Origin of the sequence: Mucilaginibacter sabulilitoris, assembly GCF_034262375.1 — a bacterium.
Classification (GTDB): domain Bacteria; phylum Bacteroidota; class Bacteroidia; order Sphingobacteriales; family Sphingobacteriaceae; genus Mucilaginibacter; species Mucilaginibacter sabulilitoris.
On record NZ_CP139558.1, the window covers coordinates 1,666,533 to 1,684,395 of the forward strand.

The 17,863-nt window shown below is 40.5% G+C and carries 15 protein-coding genes; 11 read left to right on the plus strand and 4 right to left on the minus strand.

Annotated elements, in window-relative coordinates; genetic code table 11:
* Nucleotides 1-22 precede the first annotated feature (22 nt).
* The 11 genes from SNE25_RS07200 to SNE25_RS07250 all read left to right on the plus strand — a co-directional run bounded on the left by SNE25_RS07200 (nucleotide 23) and on the right by SNE25_RS07250 (nucleotide 13,094).
* Complete coding sequence (locus tag SNE25_RS07200; protein ID WP_321564421.1) at nucleotides 23-826, plus strand: phytanoyl-CoA dioxygenase family protein; 804 nt, start codon at nucleotides 23-25, stop codon at nucleotides 824-826.
* Between the two features lie 38 nt (nucleotides 827-864).
* Nucleotides 865-1,836 carry a hypothetical protein gene (locus tag SNE25_RS07205; RefSeq protein ID WP_321564422.1) on the plus strand — a complete coding sequence of 324 codons (972 nt, stop codon included), beginning with the start codon at nucleotides 865-867 and terminating at the stop codon, nucleotides 1,834-1,836.
* Complete coding sequence (locus SNE25_RS07210) at nucleotides 1,833-2,342, plus strand: GNAT family N-acetyltransferase (protein ID WP_321564423.1); 510 nt, start codon at nucleotides 1,833-1,835, stop codon at nucleotides 2,340-2,342. The genes SNE25_RS07205 and SNE25_RS07210 overlap by 4 nt, the downstream gene beginning before the upstream one ends.
* 26 nt (nucleotides 2,343-2,368) lie before the next feature.
* Complete coding sequence (locus SNE25_RS07215; RefSeq protein ID WP_321564424.1) at nucleotides 2,369-3,400, plus strand: GNAT family N-acetyltransferase; 1,032 nt, start codon at nucleotides 2,369-2,371, stop codon at nucleotides 3,398-3,400.
* A gap of 29 nt (nucleotides 3,401-3,429) precedes the next feature.
* Nucleotides 3,430-5,385, plus strand: coding sequence for a polysaccharide biosynthesis protein (locus SNE25_RS07220; protein WP_321564425.1), 1,956 nt, complete (start codon nucleotides 3,430-3,432; stop codon nucleotides 5,383-5,385).
* 211 nt (nucleotides 5,386-5,596) lie between these two features.
* A complete protein-coding gene (locus SNE25_RS07225) occupies nucleotides 5,597-6,031 on the plus strand; it encodes a helix-turn-helix domain-containing protein (protein ID WP_321564426.1) in 435 nt (144 codons plus the stop codon).
* Between the two features lie 238 nt (nucleotides 6,032-6,269).
* Entirely contained in the window at nucleotides 6,270-6,905 is a 636-nt protein-coding gene (locus SNE25_RS07230; protein WP_321564427.1) for a response regulator transcription factor, read from the plus strand.
* 88 nt (nucleotides 6,906-6,993) lie between these two features.
* Nucleotides 6,994-8,088, plus strand: coding sequence for a DUF4856 domain-containing protein (locus SNE25_RS07235; RefSeq protein ID WP_321564428.1), 1,095 nt, complete (start codon nucleotides 6,994-6,996; stop codon nucleotides 8,086-8,088).
* A gap of 80 nt (nucleotides 8,089-8,168) precedes the next feature.
* On the plus strand, nucleotides 8,169-9,290 hold the full coding sequence (locus SNE25_RS07240) for an imelysin family protein (RefSeq protein WP_321564429.1): 1,122 nt from the start codon (nucleotides 8,169-8,171) through the stop codon (nucleotides 9,288-9,290).
* A 4-nt stretch (nucleotides 9,291-9,294) separates the two neighbouring features.
* A complete protein-coding gene (locus SNE25_RS07245) occupies nucleotides 9,295-10,665 on the plus strand; it encodes an HTTM domain-containing protein (protein WP_321564430.1) in 1,371 nt (456 codons plus the stop codon).
* Nucleotides 10,662-13,094, plus strand: coding sequence for a TonB-dependent receptor domain-containing protein (locus SNE25_RS07250; protein ID WP_321564431.1), 2,433 nt, complete (start codon nucleotides 10,662-10,664; stop codon nucleotides 13,092-13,094). Before SNE25_RS07245 ends, SNE25_RS07250 begins: the two co-directional genes overlap by 4 nt.
* A 57-nt stretch (nucleotides 13,095-13,151) precedes the next feature.
* Here the strand turns inward: SNE25_RS07250 and SNE25_RS07255 are convergent, their stop codons facing one another.
* The 4 genes from SNE25_RS07255 to SNE25_RS07270 form a co-directional block, all read right to left on the minus strand.
* Nucleotides 13,152-14,030 carry an SDR family oxidoreductase gene (locus tag SNE25_RS07255; protein ID WP_321564432.1) on the minus strand — a complete coding sequence of 293 codons (879 nt, stop codon included), beginning with the start codon at nucleotides 14,028-14,030 and terminating at the stop codon, nucleotides 13,152-13,154.
* Nucleotides 14,031-14,125: 95 nt separating this feature from the next.
* Nucleotides 14,126-14,695 (minus strand): TetR/AcrR family transcriptional regulator, encoded by a 570-nt coding sequence (locus SNE25_RS07260; protein WP_321564433.1) that lies wholly within the window; start codon nucleotides 14,693-14,695, stop codon nucleotides 14,126-14,128.
* A 95-nt stretch (nucleotides 14,696-14,790) separates the two neighbouring features.
* Nucleotides 14,791-15,210 carry a pyridoxamine 5'-phosphate oxidase family protein gene (locus SNE25_RS07265; RefSeq protein WP_321564434.1) on the minus strand — a complete coding sequence of 140 codons (420 nt, stop codon included), beginning with the start codon at nucleotides 15,208-15,210 and terminating at the stop codon, nucleotides 14,791-14,793.
* A 146-nt stretch (nucleotides 15,211-15,356) separates the two neighbouring features.
* The gene (locus SNE25_RS07270; protein WP_321564435.1) at nucleotides 15,357-17,828 is read right to left on the minus strand and encodes a T9SS type B sorting domain-containing protein; all 2,472 of its coding nucleotides are present in this window, start codon (nucleotides 17,826-17,828) and stop codon (nucleotides 15,357-15,359) included.
* Nucleotides 17,829-17,863 lie beyond the last annotated feature (35 nt).

Sequence of the window (17,863 nt, forward strand, 5' to 3'; positions counted from 1 at the left end):
ATTAACTAATAAACTTGATGAAATGAAGAACCGATTAATTTACTCGGAACGAACGTTAAATGATTTTAAGAATGTAATGGACGAATATGGTTGGGTTGCGTATGAAAGTGTTGTGAAACCAGATTTTATTGACATTATAAACGAAGATCTAACCAAAGCCTATCAACTCAGACGAACCATCCAGGAAAAGAACGGGATCAGTGCTAACATGCAAGGTACACTGCACCATTTACTGGAGCGGGAAAATTTCGCCCTTAGTTTTCTTGAAAACATGTATTGCGACGAGGAGATTAAGTATTTTTTAGGAGGCAATTACATTCTAAATGGTATTAATGCAGTTATTCACGCTAAACAGGCGCATCCTTATTTAAGTAATATGCACCGTGATGTACGGACCTTTATGGCCGATACAAAATTTCTGGTACAGATGATCGTAACGCTCGATGATTTTACTGAAGAAAATGGAGCCACCTATTTTCTGTCGGGCTCTCATAAAGCAGATCTTAAACCTGATACAGCTTATTTTTACGAACATGCCGATAGAGCTGTGGTACCCAAAGGTAGTATTATCCTTTTTAACTCAAATATCTGGCATGCTGCCGGTGAAAACCAAACCGCGGGTTTAAGAAGGGCATTGACACTGGGCTTTACCAAGCCTTTTTTTAAACAGCAAATGGATTACTCCAGATTTTTGGGTTATGAGTTTGTAGCCTGCCTCAGTGCAGAACTACGCCAGGTTATTGGGTATAATGCCCGTACCCCCGAAAACTTAGATGAGTATTACCAACCTCCGCACTTACGAATGTATAAGAGCGACCAGGGCTGAATATAATAGCCGAAACCAATCACTTATAAATTTTAACAATGCAGAAGACCAAACCTGCCCCTAAAACCATTGGTGGGTATTTTGAGCTGCAACTCACCCCCGGTAAGGAGCATTATCCCGATTTAGTCCGGTTAAATACCGGCCGCAATGCTTTGGAATATATACTAAAGCAAAAAGGGTATACCAAAATATATATACCCTATTTTACCTGCGATGTTTTACTTGAACCCATTAAAAGGCTTGATGTAGCATATCAGTTTTATTCAATTAATGAACAGTTTGAACCTATTATTGATTTTGAAATTGAACCCCACGCCTGTTTCCTGTACACCGATTATTTTGGTATAAAAAAGGAAACGGTAAAAAATTTAAGCGAACAGATCAAAAATCTGATAGTTGACAATTCCCAGGCTTTTTTTTCTGAACCCTTGCCTGGTATTGATACCTTTTATTCATGCAGGAAGTTTTTCGGAGTTCCGGATGGAGCCTATTTGCAGATCAATAAAAAACTTGGCAAAAAATTGCCGGTTGATTCATCCACTAACCGTTTCTCCCATCTTATTAAAAGTATTGAACTGGGTATAGAAGCCGGCTATTCCGATTTTAAAGCAAACAATGATGCTTTGACAGATAATGAAATTCGGAGCATGTCGGTTTTAACACAGAAAATTCTTTCGGGGATAAACTATGCAGACTGTGCCAGGATCCGGCGGCAAAACTTTAACTTTTTGCATAAACACCTGCAGGCTCATAATCTGTTCAAGTTTGATATTCCTGATGATTGTTCGCCAATGGTTTATCCATTTTTAAGCAACGACCGCGATCTGAAGTTACACTTAATACAGAAGAAAATTTTTGTGGCTACTTACTGGCCGAATGTATTTAAGTGGACCAATAACAAAATGTACGAAAATTACCTTGCCCGGTGTTTGGTGCCCCTACCAATAGATCACCGGTATAACCTTCAGGACATGTTTTTTATGTTAAACATTTTACAACAGTTTTTATGACAATTTCAGTATACATACGCCCCCTTGTATTGGAAGACGCACAAACTTCCTATTTATGGAGAAACGACCCGCAGGTATGGACATTTACCAAGTTTAGGGCCAGCCAGCGTATTACTCCCAAAATAGAAACCGCGTGGCTGCAGGATAACCTTAATAAGCCCGATCAAATGCGCTTTGCAATATGTTTAAAAGAGCTTGATACTTACATTGGTAACGTTCAGTTGCTTGACATACGGGACCAAAGCGCCGAACTGCATCTTTTTATCGGAAATAAGCTTTACTGGGGAAAAGGTATTGGCTACCAGGCTACCATGCTTATATTAAGATATGCCTTTTTTTATCGCGAACTGGAAGATTTATATTTAAGGGTGCACCCGGCTAATATTCCCGCCTTATCAATTTATGAAAAAGCCGGCTTTGAAATCACAGGTGAAAAGGACGGCCTTGTTAGGATGAGTATATCTAAGAAAAAATTTGTGGCTCTTGAGCATGCGGCAGTTAAGTAGCCATTTCTAAAACCAGATTAAACCTTATGATCAAATTATTCACTATCCATGACAAGCTGGAATGGACTTCTTATGTCGATAAGGCTGCTGAATACGATTTCTATCATACCTGGCATTATCATATGTTAGAGCCAGATAGCAGCGGCTCACCTACGTTGCTTGTTTATCAAGAACAGGATAATTTTATAGCATTTCCGTTTCTGAAGCGGGTAATTCCAGAATCTGATCTTTTTGATCTTAGCTGTGTATATGGCTATTCGGGCCCGTTCTCAAACAGAAAGATGGAAGATCTGGATGATACATTCACAGAAAACTTTAAGGAGGCTTTCCTGAATTTTCTTTCACAAGAAAAATACGTTTCTGTGTTTTCAAGAATGCACCCTTTTTTCAAACAGCAATTATTGCTCGAAAAATTTGGCGGAGTACATGAAAATGGCCGTACTGTGGTTATTGACCTCTCTGAAAGTATTGAAGAGCAGCGCAAAAAGTATCGCCAGTCAACTATGGATGCTATAAAACATGCCTGGAAAAGAGGGTTCAAAATTAGGGAAGAAACCGGGCCCGAAGCCATCGAATTATTTACAAGTATTTATACTGATAACATGAAGCGGGTTCACGCTTCAGATTATTACTTCTTTAATGAAGCGTATTTTGAAAAGATTTTAAATACCCCTGAATACGATGCCCGCTTGCTAACGGCCTATGATGGCGATACAGCAATTTGTAGCACCATCGTTATGTTTACAAGCGGCATTATCCAGGCCCATTTAATAGGAACACGCAGTGGTTATGAGCATCATAGTCCTGCTAAATTTATGGCTGATGAAATTTCAGTGATAGGCCGCTTATTTGGCATGCGCTATTATAACCTGGGTGGCGGCCTTGGCTTTAAAGAAGATGCACTTTTTAAATGGAAATTAGGTTTTACAGAACATTGCCTTGACTTTAAAAGCTGGCGCTACATTGTAAACCCCACCAAATACCAGGAGCTTCTTGATAAAAAAAACATTGATAAGAACGCCGATATCGACTTCTTTCCTTTATACCGATACGCCTAAATTTTTTAAACCCCTTAATCTTATTTGTCATGATTTACATCAGAAATTTAATATTTCAGGATAGAATTCACTCCAGGTGGTTAGTGTTATTAATTGACCTGATGATAGTCTTTGTATCACTTTGCCTTTCTATCTCATTGAAAGATAAGCTCGATTTGAAGCAGGATAATATTTACTACATGATTTTTTATTGTAGTAATGCTATTTTAATTTTCCTGATCATGCGTACCCACACGCGTATTATAAGGTATTCTAATACTAAAGATATGCTGCGCATTTTTGTAGCAGTACTGGTAAGCAACGCTGCATTCATGTTCCTGTGTAATGTATTATTCGCGCCCTACCTGAGGTTTAGCCTTAGCGGTTTGGGCGATATTTTGCTTATTAACTTTTTCATATCATCATCATTATTAATGGGGATGCGCATTGTGATAAAGGATTTGTTTGTATATCTGGAAGAACCTGTGCAAACCGAAAAGAAAGAAAATGTACTGATATATGGTTCGGGTATGTCATCTATTTTAATTAAAAATGCAATTGAGGGTCAAAAAGGACTCATGATACAGGTTCAGGGCTTTATTGATGTCAGTTCAGATAAAATTTATAAATGTGTTGAACAAAAACAGGTGTACCCCATACGCGCGCTTGACGGATTAAAGAAAAAATTTGATATCAAAACGATGCTGGTAACCTCCGAAGATCTGAATGTTGACGGTAAACGTAAAGCTGTTGATAAATGCATTGAGCTTGGCATAAAGGTTATTACAGTTCCACCGTCAGATCAATGGCTTAACGGAAAGCCAAACTTAAACCAGTTTAAAGACCTGAAAATTGAAGATCTTTTAGAAAGGGCACCTATTGAGCTATGTAAAGATCATATTTTGAGTGAGCTTAGCGGTAAACGTATTTTGGTTACCGGTGCCGCCGGTTCAATCGGGTCAGAAATAGTTAGGCAGGTAATGTCTTATAATCCCGAATGTGTGATATTGTGTGATCAGGCCGAAACTCCGTTACATGACATCCAGATGGAAATTGAAGATGGTAAAAATACATGCAAAACAAAAATGTTTATAGCCGATATTCAAAATACCGGCCGTATACGGTCACTCTTTAATTTATATAAACCGCAAATTGTTTTTCATGCTGCCGCGTATAAGCATGTGCCAATGATGGAAAATAATCCCACCGAAGCTGTATTGACTAATGTTTGGGGTACCAAAAACGTAGCCGATATTTCCCTGGAGTTTGGGGTAGAGAAATTTATCATGATCTCTACAGATAAAGCCGTTCGGCCAACCAATATCATGGGCGCTTCCAAACGAATTGCAGAAATGTATATCCAGTCGTTAGGTACCGAAATTAATAACAATCAGGATTTTTACCCGGTTGATGGAAACGGTGCAACCGGCCAAACCAAATTTATAACAACCCGTTTTGGAAATGTGCTCGGATCCAACGGCTCTGTAATACCCAGGTTTAAAGCGCAGATTGAAAAAGGCGGACCAATAACGGTTACCCATCCGGATATTACTCGTTATTTTATGACAATTCCTGAAGCTGTGCAGTTGGTGCTTGAGGCAGCCATAATGGGTAAAGGGTCTGAAATATTTTTGTTTGATATGGGACAACCGGTTAAAATAGCCGATCTGGCCGCTAATATGATCAAACTGGCGGGTTTTACTCCTGGTGAGGATATGAAAATTGTTTACACAGGTTTAAGGCCCGGGGAAAAACTGTATGAAGAGTTGTTGAATGAAGAAGAGCACATCATCCCAACCTATAATAAGGACATAAAAATTTCCAAAACCATACCTAACTCGTATACCGAAATTAATACGGTAATTAAAGAGTTATTAGAACTTGGCTTATTGAATAATACCGACCAGATGGTTCTCAAAATGAAAGCAATTCTACCTGACTTTATTAGCAATAATTCGCAATATGAGAAACTGGATCTGAGGCTTGCCAATACCGAAACACTGTAATACGACTTCAAACTCAATACGTTCTGTATTGAATATGCCGGGTTTCAAAAAAACAAATTCACTTGACGAGAATCACGGCCAAATGTGACCAAGATCATTTTTTAGAGCTCTGTATAACCTATTTTTATAATGTTGAATTTACGACGAATTTATAGCTGTATATCAGCTAAGAAAATTTAAAATGGTAATCATCATATATAAAATTTGAGTTATGCACAGTAAAATCGATTATCCAGTTATTAGTTATGATAATAATAACTCTGGTAGCATTGGTAATAGTTCGGACGTAAACTTCGGGCAAGTACTGGAAAGAGTGGTTCGGAGAGACCGTATGGGCATCAGTGAACTTGCAAGAAGACTAAACGTAAGCCGCAGAACCATTTACAACTGGTTTGAAATGGAAAAGCTTAGTATTGACATTATAAGCAAGATTGGCTTTGTTATAGGTCATGATTTTTCAAATGAATTTCCGGACGAGTTTGCTAAAACAAATAGTTACTATACCGATGATGAATCATTTAAAGATATGGCAAATGCCCCGGAACAGCCAAACGCTATTTATTACTGGATGGACAGATATATAAAGCTGCTCGAGAAATTTAACCAGGTTTTAAGCCATGATGTAAATCATGAAAACATGGTTTAGGGTTCTTTGAACTGCCCGTAGTTGGCAGTTAAATAGTATTGTTTGGGTATCAATACGAAAAAAGCGGACAACTGAAAAGTTGGCCGCTTTTTTTTTGCCTGAAATTTTATCATTACTGTATTCTCTAAGAGTAACAGGTATTTCCCCTGTCGCGGGCGCTTCCCAATAAAAATATTACATGAGGCAACCATAGAATGATTATCTTCGTATTCTTATTTAGAATAAGACTAATGTTTAAATGATAAACGTCATCGTTGCTGACAACCAGATACTCACCCGGGAAGGTTTGTCGGCAGTTTTAGCTTCTGTAAAAGATATACGTGTACTGGGTTGGGCCTCTACTCCAGCCTTATTAGATAATATGATCCGTGAACTGGAGCCAAAAGTAGTGATCATTGATCATGATGAGGGCTTCAGTTTGGATGATATTAAAAATATAATTGCACGTTACAATTTTATTAATGTTCTGGTATTGTCAAACAATCAGCAGCGCGTTGCTATACTCGAAATGATGTATAAAGGGGTAAAAAACCATATCAGCAAAAGCAGTCGCAAGGATGAAATTATTAACGCAGTTTATGTCACAGCGCGCGGAGAACAATACATTTGCGAACGTACTTCAAAAATATTATTTGGCGATAGGCCTGCAATAACCGAAACCAGTGAAGCACCATCGTTGTCATCCCGTGAAACCGAAATCGTTCACCTTATAGCAAAGGGCCTAACCAATAAAGAAATTGCCGAAAAGCTATACCTAAGCGTGCATACCATAAAAACGCACCGTAAAAACATCATCAAAAAATTAGGGTTTACCTTTAAAAATGCAGCTGAACTTGTTTTAATGGTAGGGTATCTTAATGATCTTATTATTTAGACTAATTCCAAATATACCCCCTGGGGGGTATTGTACCTCCTCTATGGTGCAACTAATTTTGAATCGTTCTAAATACACTAAAATCATTATGAAAAAAACCTCTACTGTACTGACGATTTTATCGGCTGTCTTAATTCTGGCTTCAAGTTGTAAAGACAACAAAAACGACAACCCCACACCGACCTACGATATTCCAACAACCTATAATTTCACCAACGCAGATTTTAGTGATGCCACTACCCGTTTAAGTATGGTTACTGAAATGTCGAATTTAATGAAGGTAGCTACAACCGGTACCCTTGATGGTCAGACATTAAAAAATATGTTTGCCAACACAAATTCACCTTTTACCGGTGCAGCCGCGGCTTATAATACTTCAGGCTTACAGATAAAAAATCAATGCGCTACCCTTTTACAAACGGATGTGTCAAATTATATTGACACTTTGGTAAAGGCCAGCAAATCAGGCGTACCGGCAAGCAGGGGAGTTGCAGGTGTTGGTGCCAGCTCGGCAAATCCGGCTTCAAAGTACGCGTTGAACGGCAGAGGGGCAAACTATGCGCAAATCTTCAACAAAAGCGTAATGGGCGGTTTAATAACTTACCAGATTGTTAACAGCATGAGCGCCGCTATGGGTTCATCGCTTGATAATACTACTGTGGTTGCCGGCAAAGGTACCGCGGCGGAGCATAACTGGGATATAGCGTTTGGCTATTGGGGTGTACCTATTGATTTCCCTACCAATAAAACCGGTGCCAAACTTTGGGGAAGCTACAGTACCCAGGTTGACTCAGGTTTCCATGCTAACAAAATTTTAATGGATGCTTTCCTGAAAGGCCGTGCAGCTATCAGCAACAAGGATAACAAAACCAGAGATGAGCAGGCTACAATTATCCTGCAAACTATGGAAAGATTAACCGGCGCCGCTGTTTTACAGGAAGTTAAAGAAATAAAGGAATCATTAAATGATAATATGGCCAGAAACAGCCGCCTCTCTGAGTGCTATGGATTTGTTTATTCATTAAAATATAATCCTAAACGTAAAATTACCGATGCGCAGATAGATGCAATCCTGGCCCTGTTCCCGGCAAGCTTTTATGATTTAACCTTAGAGCAGGTGAACGCCATCCGCGATGCTGTAGCTAAACAGTACGATTTTGAATCGGTAAAAGACATTCTTTAATCAGGTAAATAATAAATGAGCAAAAAATTAACCACCCGTACTGTAATTGTGCGGGTGGTTTTACTATAAAAATCCAAACTATGCGTAAATTCATTTATACAGCTTTAATAGCTGTTTCGGCGTTTGTACTCATCCAATCGTGTTCAAAATCAAACTCCGGTTCCGGACCAGCTGATGGGGGCGATAAAGGCTCGTCATTTGATCGTAAGGGCATGCTCACCAATCTGAGTACCAATATTATAATCCCGGCATATACAGCTTTTCAAACATCGGTTACTAATTTAGATGCCGCTGTTACTGCCTTTAATACAGCCCCTAATGCTACCACATTAGTAGCAGCGCAAACCGCGTTTAAAGCTTCCTACCTGCAATGGCAGTCAACATCAGAATTTGATTTTGGCCCGGCAGCCGATGTCACTTTAAGAGCTAATACCAATACTTATCCGCTTGATGTCGGTCAGGTAAATGATAATATTACCGCAGGTACATACGATCCTGATTTTCTGAAAAACCTGTCGGCTAAAGGTTTGCCCGCCCTTGATTACCTGTTATTTGGAACAGGAGTTGATAATAATGCCATACTATTGCAATACACAAGTGATGCTAAGGCAGCTAATAGGAAAGCATACCTTGCCAAGCTGTCGGCCGAACTGAAAACTAATATAACCAAAGTAACGGCTGCCTGGAACGGCGCTTATAAAGCCACTTTCTTAAATGCTACCGGTACAGATGTAGGCAGTTCTACCGGGCAATTGATTAACCAGCTGGTTTTTGATTACGAGATACTTAAAAATTATGAAATAGGTATTCCAGCAGGTGTACAATCAATGGGTACCACATTCCCGGAGAAAGTTCAGGCATATAATGCTAAAATTTCGGTACAGCTGGCACTGGCTCATTTGCAAGCCATACTTGATATTTACACCGGTAAAGACGGAATAGGACTTGATGATTATTTAATTTCTGCCAAAGCTAAAGCTTCAGATGGCAGTTCGCTCAATGATACTATTTTAAAACAATTCGCTACTGCAAAAACCAAATTACAGATATTAAAAGATCCATTGTCTGATAATATCAAGAACAATAATGCCGCTGTTACCGCTGCTTATACTGAGTTGCAAAAGCTAACGGTATTGCTAAAAACGGATATGACATCGTCATTAGGGATATTGATTACCTACGGAGATAACGACGGAGACTAAAAACATGCTCAGTTCCGTAAAGGAAAAGTTCCTGATATTTTTTAATGCACAAAGGCATATTGCTCCCCTTGCTGTTTTACGTATGGCATTCGGGAGCATTATGCTTGTTAGCGTTGTGCGTTTTTTATTGAAGGGCTGGGTTAATGCTTTTTATATCAAACCTAAACTTCACTTTACTTTTTATGGGTTTGATTGGGTAAGGCCATTGGGAGCCTTGGGAATGTATGCGTTATTTGCCCTGCTCATCGTTACCGCATTAATGGTAACTATCGGGTTATTGTACAAGATAGCCATAACCAGCTTTTTTCTGTGCTTTACCTATGTGGAGCTTATTGATAAAACTACCTACCTGAACCATTATTACTTTATCAGTATAATGGCTTTTTTAATGATACTGGTTCCCGCAAACCGTTACTTCTCGGTAGATGTATGGCGTAAACCAAATTTAAAGGCAACCATGGTGCCGGGCTGGTGCATTGGAGTATTTCAGGTACAATTAATAATAGTTTATTTCTTTGCCGGAATTTCCAAACTCAATCATGACTGGCTTATTGCGGCAATGCCGCTCAGGATATGGCTGCCGGCCAACAGCCAGTTACTTTTGATAGGTGGGTTGTTAACCCATTTATGGGTAGCTTATGTATTCAGCTGGTTCGGTGCCATATTTGACTTACTGATAGGTTTTTTGTTGTTAGCCCCCCGTACCAGGAAAGCGGCTTATTTTTTTGTAGTTGTTTTTCATCTGTTTACAGCCTGGTTTTTCAAAATAGGCATGTTCCCTTACATCATGATCTTTGTCACCATTATTTTCTTTTCAGAAAATACGCACCTCAGGATCATCGCTTTCATCAAAAAAATATTCCGGATTACCGGTACCGACACAAGCCAGCAGGTTTATCACGTGGCAGTTCCTAAAGCAAGGCTCATTTACACATTACTGGTTGTGCATTTCATTATCCAGTTAGTGTTACCATTTCGCTATTTGTTATATCCCGGTAAATTATACTGGACCGAAGAGGGTTACCGCTTTTCATGGCGCGTAATGCTGATGGAGAAAGGCGGTACTGCTTTTTTCCATGTTAAGGACCCGGCAACCGGGCACAAAACCGAGATTATCAATTCGCAATACCTTACTCCATTCCAGGAAGCACAGATGAGCACTCAGCCGGATATGATACTGCAGTTTGCACATTTTCTGGCCCAAGAATATCAAAACAAGGGTATTAAGGACCCGATAGTTACCGCTGAAAGTTACGTAACACTAAACGGTAGCGGCAGCAGGCTGTACATTGACAGTACGGTTAACCTGGCTAAAGAAGAGGACTCTTTCGGTCACAAAAAATGGATACTTCCATTTCATCATCAAGCACAATGAAAAAAACTTATATACTAATCTGTTTATTGATACTAACAGCCGCTTTCAGATCATCGGCGCAAACTTTTACAGTTAAGGGTAGTGTTACATCTGAAGTGGGAAAGGGTGTGGCCGACGCTACGATAATTTTAAAGAATACCGCCATTGTGGTTACCACAGATGCATCAGGTAACTATGTAATTAAAAACCTCAAAGGCGGAGATTACTCGCTTTCTGTATCAAACATTGGTTATGAATCACAAACAAAGGAGATAAAGATTAATGCCGATATCACAGTTAACATTACCCTCAAGCCGGCAGTTTACCAGCTGAAAAACGTGGATGTAAACACTCAAAAGGAAAAAACATTTGGTGTTACACGCTTAAAAGCTGTGGAGGGCACCACCATTAATGCCGGTAAAAAAAGCGAAGTGATAGTATTGGGCGATATTACCGCTAATGCCGCTACTAATAATACCCGCCAGATATACTCAAAGGTAGCAGGATTAAATATTTGGGAAAACGATGGCGCCGGTATACAACTGGGTATTGGCGGCCGTGGATTAAACCCTAACCGGGTTACCAACTTTAACACACGTCAAAACGGTTATGACATCAGTGCCGATGCATTGGGTTATCCCGAAAGTTATTACTCGCCGCCGGCCGAACTGCTCGATAGGATTGAAATACTGCGTGGCGCATCATCGCTGCAATATGGTACTCAGTTTGGCGGGCTCATCAACTTTAAATTAAAAGAAGGGCCAACGGATAAGCCGTTTGAGTTTACCTCCCGCGAAACAGCCGGTTCATGGGGCTTTTTTAATACCACTAACAGCATTGGTGGCACGGTAAATAAGGTACAATATTATGCCTTTTTTCAGCATAAACAAGGCGATGGCTGGCGGCCAAATTCAGAGTACAATGTAAACCTGGGTTATGCTGCTATTACCTATAAACCAACCAATAAGCTGTCGTTAACCTTTCAATATACCCGTATGGATTACCTGGCGCATCAGCCCGGAGGATTGACCGATGCCGAATTTGCCGCTGATCCACGACAATCAGTAAGGGCCAGGAACTGGTTTAAAGTTGACTGGAACCTGGGCGCCGTAATATTGGATTACCAGATCACCGATCATTTAAAATTCAATTCCCGGTTTTTTGGCTTAATGGCCGACAGGGACGCGCTGGGTAATCTCGACTTTATTAATCGCACAGATCCTGGTACAGACAGGCAGTTATTTAAAGACAGGTATCGTAATTATGGTAACGAGAGCCGCTTTCTATACTCGTATAAAATAAAAGATCAGGCTCAAAACCTGTTAGTTGGTTTCCGATATTATCGCGGCGCTACCAATCGTCAGCAGGGTTATGGCAATGATGGATCAACAGGTAACCCATCTGATTTTACTTATGTAAGTGCCGGCGCGCCGGATTATTCAAACTATGATTTTCCTAATTACAATGAGTCGGTATTTGTAGAAAATATATTCCGCATCAACTCAAAATTCAGCATTATTCCGGGTTTAAGGTTTGAGAACATTATTACCAAGGCCGATGGTGTTTATCAGAATGTAAACCGTGACCAGGCAGGTAATATTATTTTTGATGAGCAAGTAAATGATATCAGAAACAGCAGGCGGCATTTCCTGATTGGAGGCATTGGATTTAGTTATTTCCAAAGCCAGGGCGCGCAGCTTTACGCCAATATCTCTCAAAACTACAGGGGTATCAATTTTAATGACATCCATTCTACCAATCAAAACAAACAGTCGGACCCTAACCTGCAGGACGAAAAAGGATATTCTGCGGATTTAGGCATGAGAGGTAATCTGTCAGAAGTGTTTAATTATGATGTAAGTTTCTTTTACATCAACTACAACAACCGCATAGGTGATGTGCAGATGGTTAACCCGGTAACTTTTAATATATATCGTTTACGCACCAATGTGGCACAGTCGCGCAACTTGGGCTTTGAGTCATTTGCCGAATTGGAACTTTTACATTTTTTTAACCTGCAACGAAACGATAATAAACTTTCGGTGTTCAGTAACCTGGCACTCATTAACGCCCGTTATGTAAATAGTAAAGAGCCCGCTTATGAAAATAAAAAGGTAGAACTTGCCCCCGATGTGATATTTAAAACCGGGCTTACTTATAAGCACCGGAAACTTTCGGCCAGTTACCAGCTGGCTTATACCAGCTCGCAATTTACTGATGCTACAAATGCCACATTTACAGATGATGCCATTAACGGATTGATACCTGCCTATACCGTAATGGACCTTTCGGCCGATTACCAGATCAGTAAAATATTTACGCTGCAGGGATCAGTAAATAACCTGGCCGATAAAAGATATTTTACCCGAAGGGCCGATAGCTACCCTGGCCCCGGAATAATCCCGGCAGATGCACGTAGCTTTTTCCTTACCCTGCAGGTAAAATTATAGGTTATATTATAAATGAATTAATAACAAAAAAGCCGTACACACTGTACGGCTTTTTTGTTAAGCAAGACCATAAGCTTGTGGCAGTACGCCCCAGGTAATGTCTGCAATTTCTTTGATTAATTCATTAACCTTTTCAAAGTTAGCAGTTTGAGGACCACCGCCTACAACAGTAAATAATGGCCTTTGTCCGGCCGGCATTTCAACAAGGGCTAGCATCGCGTCAGCTACTTCCTGCGGATCGCGACTATCGGTAGTGGGTTCAAAGAATTTAAGCAGCGCCTCCTGGAAGTTAAGGGTATCGGTCCCGTAATATTTCTCTACATCTGCGTTATCGGCCTTTATCGATTTTGTAGTGATGTCGGTAGTTTGATAAGCGCCGGGTTGTATGGTAACTACATCAATACCTGACGATTTCAACTCATAATGATAACCTACAGATACAGCATCTAATGCGGCTTTAGTACCATTGTAAGTACTCAGGATGGGTATAAAATGTCTTGTTTGAACACTTGTAACGTTGATAATTAAGCCAGCTTTTTGTTTGTGCATGTAAGGGAGCACAGCTTTCATAGTACGCTCCGGTCCGATGGTGTTTATCTGATAAAGCATTTCAGTTTGTTCTATAGATAAAGTCTCTCCGGTACCCAGGTATGATACACCGGCATTATTAATTAATACGTCAACAATACCACCTGAGTGTTTTGCAATTTCAGCCACCGCATTTTTAACCGATTCGTTGCTGGCTACATCAAGCTCAATTACTTCTACATGGGCATTATTATCTGCTGCCCATTGCTTTAATTCACTGGCTGTTGCCGCGTTGGAGCCGTTGATGTTGCGCATGGTAGCATAAACAGTATGGCCTTTAGCTGCCAATGTTTTAACAGCCTGAAGGCCAAAGCCGCTACTGCTTCCTGTAAGGATGATCTTTTTCATTTGTTGTTAATTAAGTTTTTGTGTTTGTTATTATTAGCTATAAATACTTACTTATGTGTAAGTAAGTATTTTAATTAAATTTTTTTAATTCTTTTTTATACGGCTTTTACTGATTTACGGAGTTGGTCTATTACGCTATTAAAATAATTAGCGCCGAGCGCACGGCCAATCTGGAGCGAGCCTGGTAAAGTAGCGCCCCATAAATTGGCCATTTTTTCTGCAGTACCTTCAAATTTAAAGTCGCCTCTGTCTAAACCTTCCTGCAGGGTATTGGTCAGCCATTTGCTAACTATGTTTAGGTATTGCGTAGCTGCTATGCGTATATTTTGAGGTACATCATTGTACGAAGAGCAAAATGTGCCTATCATGCACATCTTATTATTGTCGTTAAAATACTGATCGTAATTATATAGCAGGGCTTCCAGCTTTTCCATTGGGGTTGCATTTTCAACCTGTTTGGTCATGACCTCAAAGTCTCGCCTGTCTTTTTCAATCACAGCTAAACCCAAATCTTCTTTGGTTGGATAGTAATGATGAACCGCGGCGTTTTTAATGTTTAACTGGGAAGAGATCTGCTTGTAATTAAAAGCATGATATCCAATTTGCTGAATAAAACTCCTTCCCAATTCAACTATCTTTTCTTTGGTACTCAATGCAGTGTCCATCTGGATTAAATTTTGATGAGCAAATGTACTTACTTGCATGTAAGTATCAATCTATATCAAGTTATATGACAAGACAATTACAAATGGTGATTTATTCAAAAGGTGAGTTCCTTGATCATGGTTGGGTTGTTATAGTTGCAATAGCGCACCCAATGTGGGCTTATTTTAAAATATACAATACCATGCAGGGTTTCCGCACGCAGTCGTGCGTCTTTAAACGTATCAAAATACAGGTTTTTGTACAGATCGTCAGCTCCGTTCAATTCCGTAGCCATTCCTTCGTATTGCAGCGTAATTTCATTGTCCCAGCCAATTACCAGGGCAACGGCCGGGTTGTACAGCATATTACGATATTTTCTGGAGATGTTGGCGGTATCAAAAACTATTTCGAGGTTGGGGGTAACAGCAATACCTATTAAAGCAGCTTCGGGCGCAGCATCTTTGTTAACGGTGGTAAGCACTGCCAATGAGTGCTTTTTGATAAAATTGTATATAAATTGTTTGTTCAAGCCCATAATCAATAATTAAATCATCCTCACAGTAATTTGTTTGCTTGTGCCCTTAAATTAAAAAATTAATATGAGCCCATGGGAAGTAAAATGGTATTATGTACGCGACTCGTTCGGTAAACTCATCAAAAGCATAAATCATAGAAAGTATATTACCGCAGTATAGCTACCCAGCCCGACAACGGCTTATCGCCATTTTTAAGATCGATCATATAATAATATGTACCTGGCGGCAATTTACCGCCATTGTAAATCCCGTCCCAGGCCCTGCCATAGCCTACTGAATGGAAAAGTAATTGGCCGTAACGGTTAAATACATCTACAACGCATGCCGGAAAAGGTAACAGATCATTAATGAGCCAGCGGTCGTTGAACCCATCGCCATTAGGGGTAAATGTATTGGGGATATTGATTGGAGAAATTACATTGACCGTAACCGGAACGGTGGTTTCGCAATTTAATGATGATGTAGCCGTAAGATAGTAGGTTATGGTATTTGACGGGCTGGCCACCGGGTTTGCAATACTTATACTACTTAGTCCTACAGCCGGACCCCATCGCAGGCTTACTATATCGCCATGTAGTTCAGGGTTCAAAGTAATATTGTCTCCTTGTTTTATGGTGGGATTATCATTGAATATAATTTGGGGCGCGGGCTTTATATGTACAATTATGGGTAAACTGGGTTGAGGTACTGTACAGCTGATATGGTTTGATACAATACAAATAACCACATCCCCGTCATGCAAAGTGCTGCTGTTAAAAAACGGGCTGTTGGTTCCCCGATTAGTATTATTTACACGCCATTGGTAGCTGTTTACATAATCACCTGAGGGTATTGTCGCTACAAACTGAACCTCATTACCAGCGCATACGGTAGCATTAAGTGGATATGAAGCTATAGCAGGCGTAATGCCATTTGGATTTGTAGTTGACCCAAGCGAGTTTGTTACAATTATCGGAATAGGTTTGGAAATTTGTGTGCCCAAAGTAGCGGGTGTATTTGCATTGCCATTATTATTACCAACTACACCGTTACCTGCTATTGTAGTGAGTTGACCTGTGGGCGTTATGCGCACAATACGTTCATTATCGGTATCAACTACTATTAAATTACCAAACGGGTCAAATTTAATACCTATAGGGTTATTCAATGTCGCCTTATCGGTAGGTATTGCTGCATGTAACTGGAGCGTTGTTACTACACCCGATGGATCAATTTTGCGTATAGCATTGTTTTTAGAATCAGTAACATATAAATTGCCGACGTTATCCCTTACTATTCCTTTGGGTAAATTAAAAGTTGCAGCAGCTCCGGCACCGTCATCAAATCCCTGCCCGGAATGACCTGCTATAATAGTAATGGTGCCATTAGGAGCTATTTTTTTGATAGCACTGGTATAATCGGTGACATATAAATTACCCTGCATATCAGTAGTGATACCTATCGGGGTATTTAATTTTGATATTAAGGGTGAGGCGGTCAACGTAGTTACCATGCCTGTGGGTGTCACTTTCCTAACCAGGAAATCATTTTGCGTCACGTATAAATTACCCGCGCCATCTATAGCTATACCGCGAGGATCATTAAAGCTGGCTGAAATACCGGTCCCATCAACAGATTCATTTTGGCCGTTTCCGGCTAATGTGCTCACCTGTGCGTCAGGGGTAATTTTTCTTACCCTGTCACTTTCGTCAACCACGTATAAATTGCCCTGCGGGTCAATAGTTATGCCGTTAACTACGTTGAACTTTGCAGTAATGCCTGTGCCATCAGCGTAACCGCAGCCACTTCCGCCGGCAAAAGTAGTTACCGTGCCGTCAGCCGCTATTTTTCTGATACTGCAGCTATAGCCATCGGCTATATAAATATTCCCGGCGGGGTCTGTTACCGCGTCTGTGGGTACGCTAAAGGTAACGGCTTGGGGGTTAGGGCGTATGGTACTCGCGGTTAGCGTTATGGTTTTGTTGCCCAGATCTGCGCAGGTGAGGTTTTGCGGAACAGGTATAGTGGTTACCGGCGCCCCGTCGCAATTAAATATCTGGCCCAGATCAGATGCCTGAAGTGTGTAATTCCCGTTTTCGTTAAGTTTAATCACTATAGGTTCAGGTTTGGAAAATATCTGCGGAACGCTGTATGAGGTAACCATAAAAAAGGTTGCGGCGGTGCCACCATAAGTGTCGGCTGCCGTAAGTGTTACAATGGTTGGCTCATTTACTGTTAAAGGTGTACCGGCAGCAGGAACCTGCGTTATATTGACATTAGTACAAGCGTTAGTTAAACCGGCGCTGGTGGTAAAGTCGGGCATGCTGGCGTGGCAATCATCTGTAGGGATGGTTACATCAGGATGGTTTGCAAACACCGGCGTGCTAACTACTATTACCTGTACAGGTAATGTAGCGATATTGCCAGGGCCATTGCTTGCCGTTACGATTACTGTTTGTGGTCCCAGTGACGAGCAGTCAAAACTGGCCGGACTAACAATAGCCATAAAGTTTGCAGCCCGTGGACTAATATTATCAGTTACATCTGCTGGTAACACCGTTCGGTGACCAGTAGCGTCGAGCTTTATAATAACGGGCTGAGGCAATTTTGGCGTGATTACCGGGGTTTGAGCCTGCACATTATTTAAAAAAAAAAGAGTTGATAAGCAAAGCA

Bases quoted from the DNA above. Each gene is read 5' to 3' on its own strand.
- SNE25_RS07200 (WP_321564421.1), top strand. From the start codon at position 23: ATGAAGAACCGATTAATTTACTCGGAACGAACGTTAAATGATTTTAAG.
- SNE25_RS07205 (WP_321564422.1), top strand. From the start codon at position 865: ATGCAGAAGACCAAACCTGCCCCTAAAACCATTGGTGGGTATTTTGAG.
- SNE25_RS07210 (WP_321564423.1), top strand. From the start codon at position 1,833: ATGACAATTTCAGTATACATACGCCCCCTTGTATTGGAAGACGCACAA.
- SNE25_RS07215 (WP_321564424.1), top strand. From the start codon at position 2,369: ATGATCAAATTATTCACTATCCATGACAAGCTGGAATGGACTTCTTAT.
- SNE25_RS07220 (WP_321564425.1), top strand. From the start codon at position 3,430: ATGATTTACATCAGAAATTTAATATTTCAGGATAGAATTCACTCCAGG.
- SNE25_RS07225 (WP_321564426.1), top strand. From the start codon at position 5,597: ATGCACAGTAAAATCGATTATCCAGTTATTAGTTATGATAATAATAAC.
- SNE25_RS07230 (WP_321564427.1), top strand. From the start codon at position 6,270: ATGATAAACGTCATCGTTGCTGACAACCAGATACTCACCCGGGAAGGT.
- SNE25_RS07235 (WP_321564428.1), top strand. From the start codon at position 6,994: ATGAAAAAAACCTCTACTGTACTGACGATTTTATCGGCTGTCTTAATT.
- SNE25_RS07240 (WP_321564429.1), top strand. From the start codon at position 8,169: ATGCGTAAATTCATTTATACAGCTTTAATAGCTGTTTCGGCGTTTGTA.
- SNE25_RS07245 (WP_321564430.1), top strand. From the start codon at position 9,295: ATGCTCAGTTCCGTAAAGGAAAAGTTCCTGATATTTTTTAATGCACAA.
- SNE25_RS07250 (WP_321564431.1), top strand. From the start codon at position 10,662: ATGAAAAAAACTTATATACTAATCTGTTTATTGATACTAACAGCCGCT.
- SNE25_RS07255 (WP_321564432.1), bottom strand. From the start codon at position 14,030: ATGAAAAAGATCATCCTTACAGGAAGCAGTAGCGGCTTTGGCCTTCAG.
- SNE25_RS07260 (WP_321564433.1), bottom strand. From the start codon at position 14,695: ATGGACACTGCATTGAGTACCAAAGAAAAGATAGTTGAATTGGGAAGG.
- SNE25_RS07265 (WP_321564434.1), bottom strand. From the start codon at position 15,210: ATGGGCTTGAACAAACAATTTATATACAATTTTATCAAAAAGCACTCA.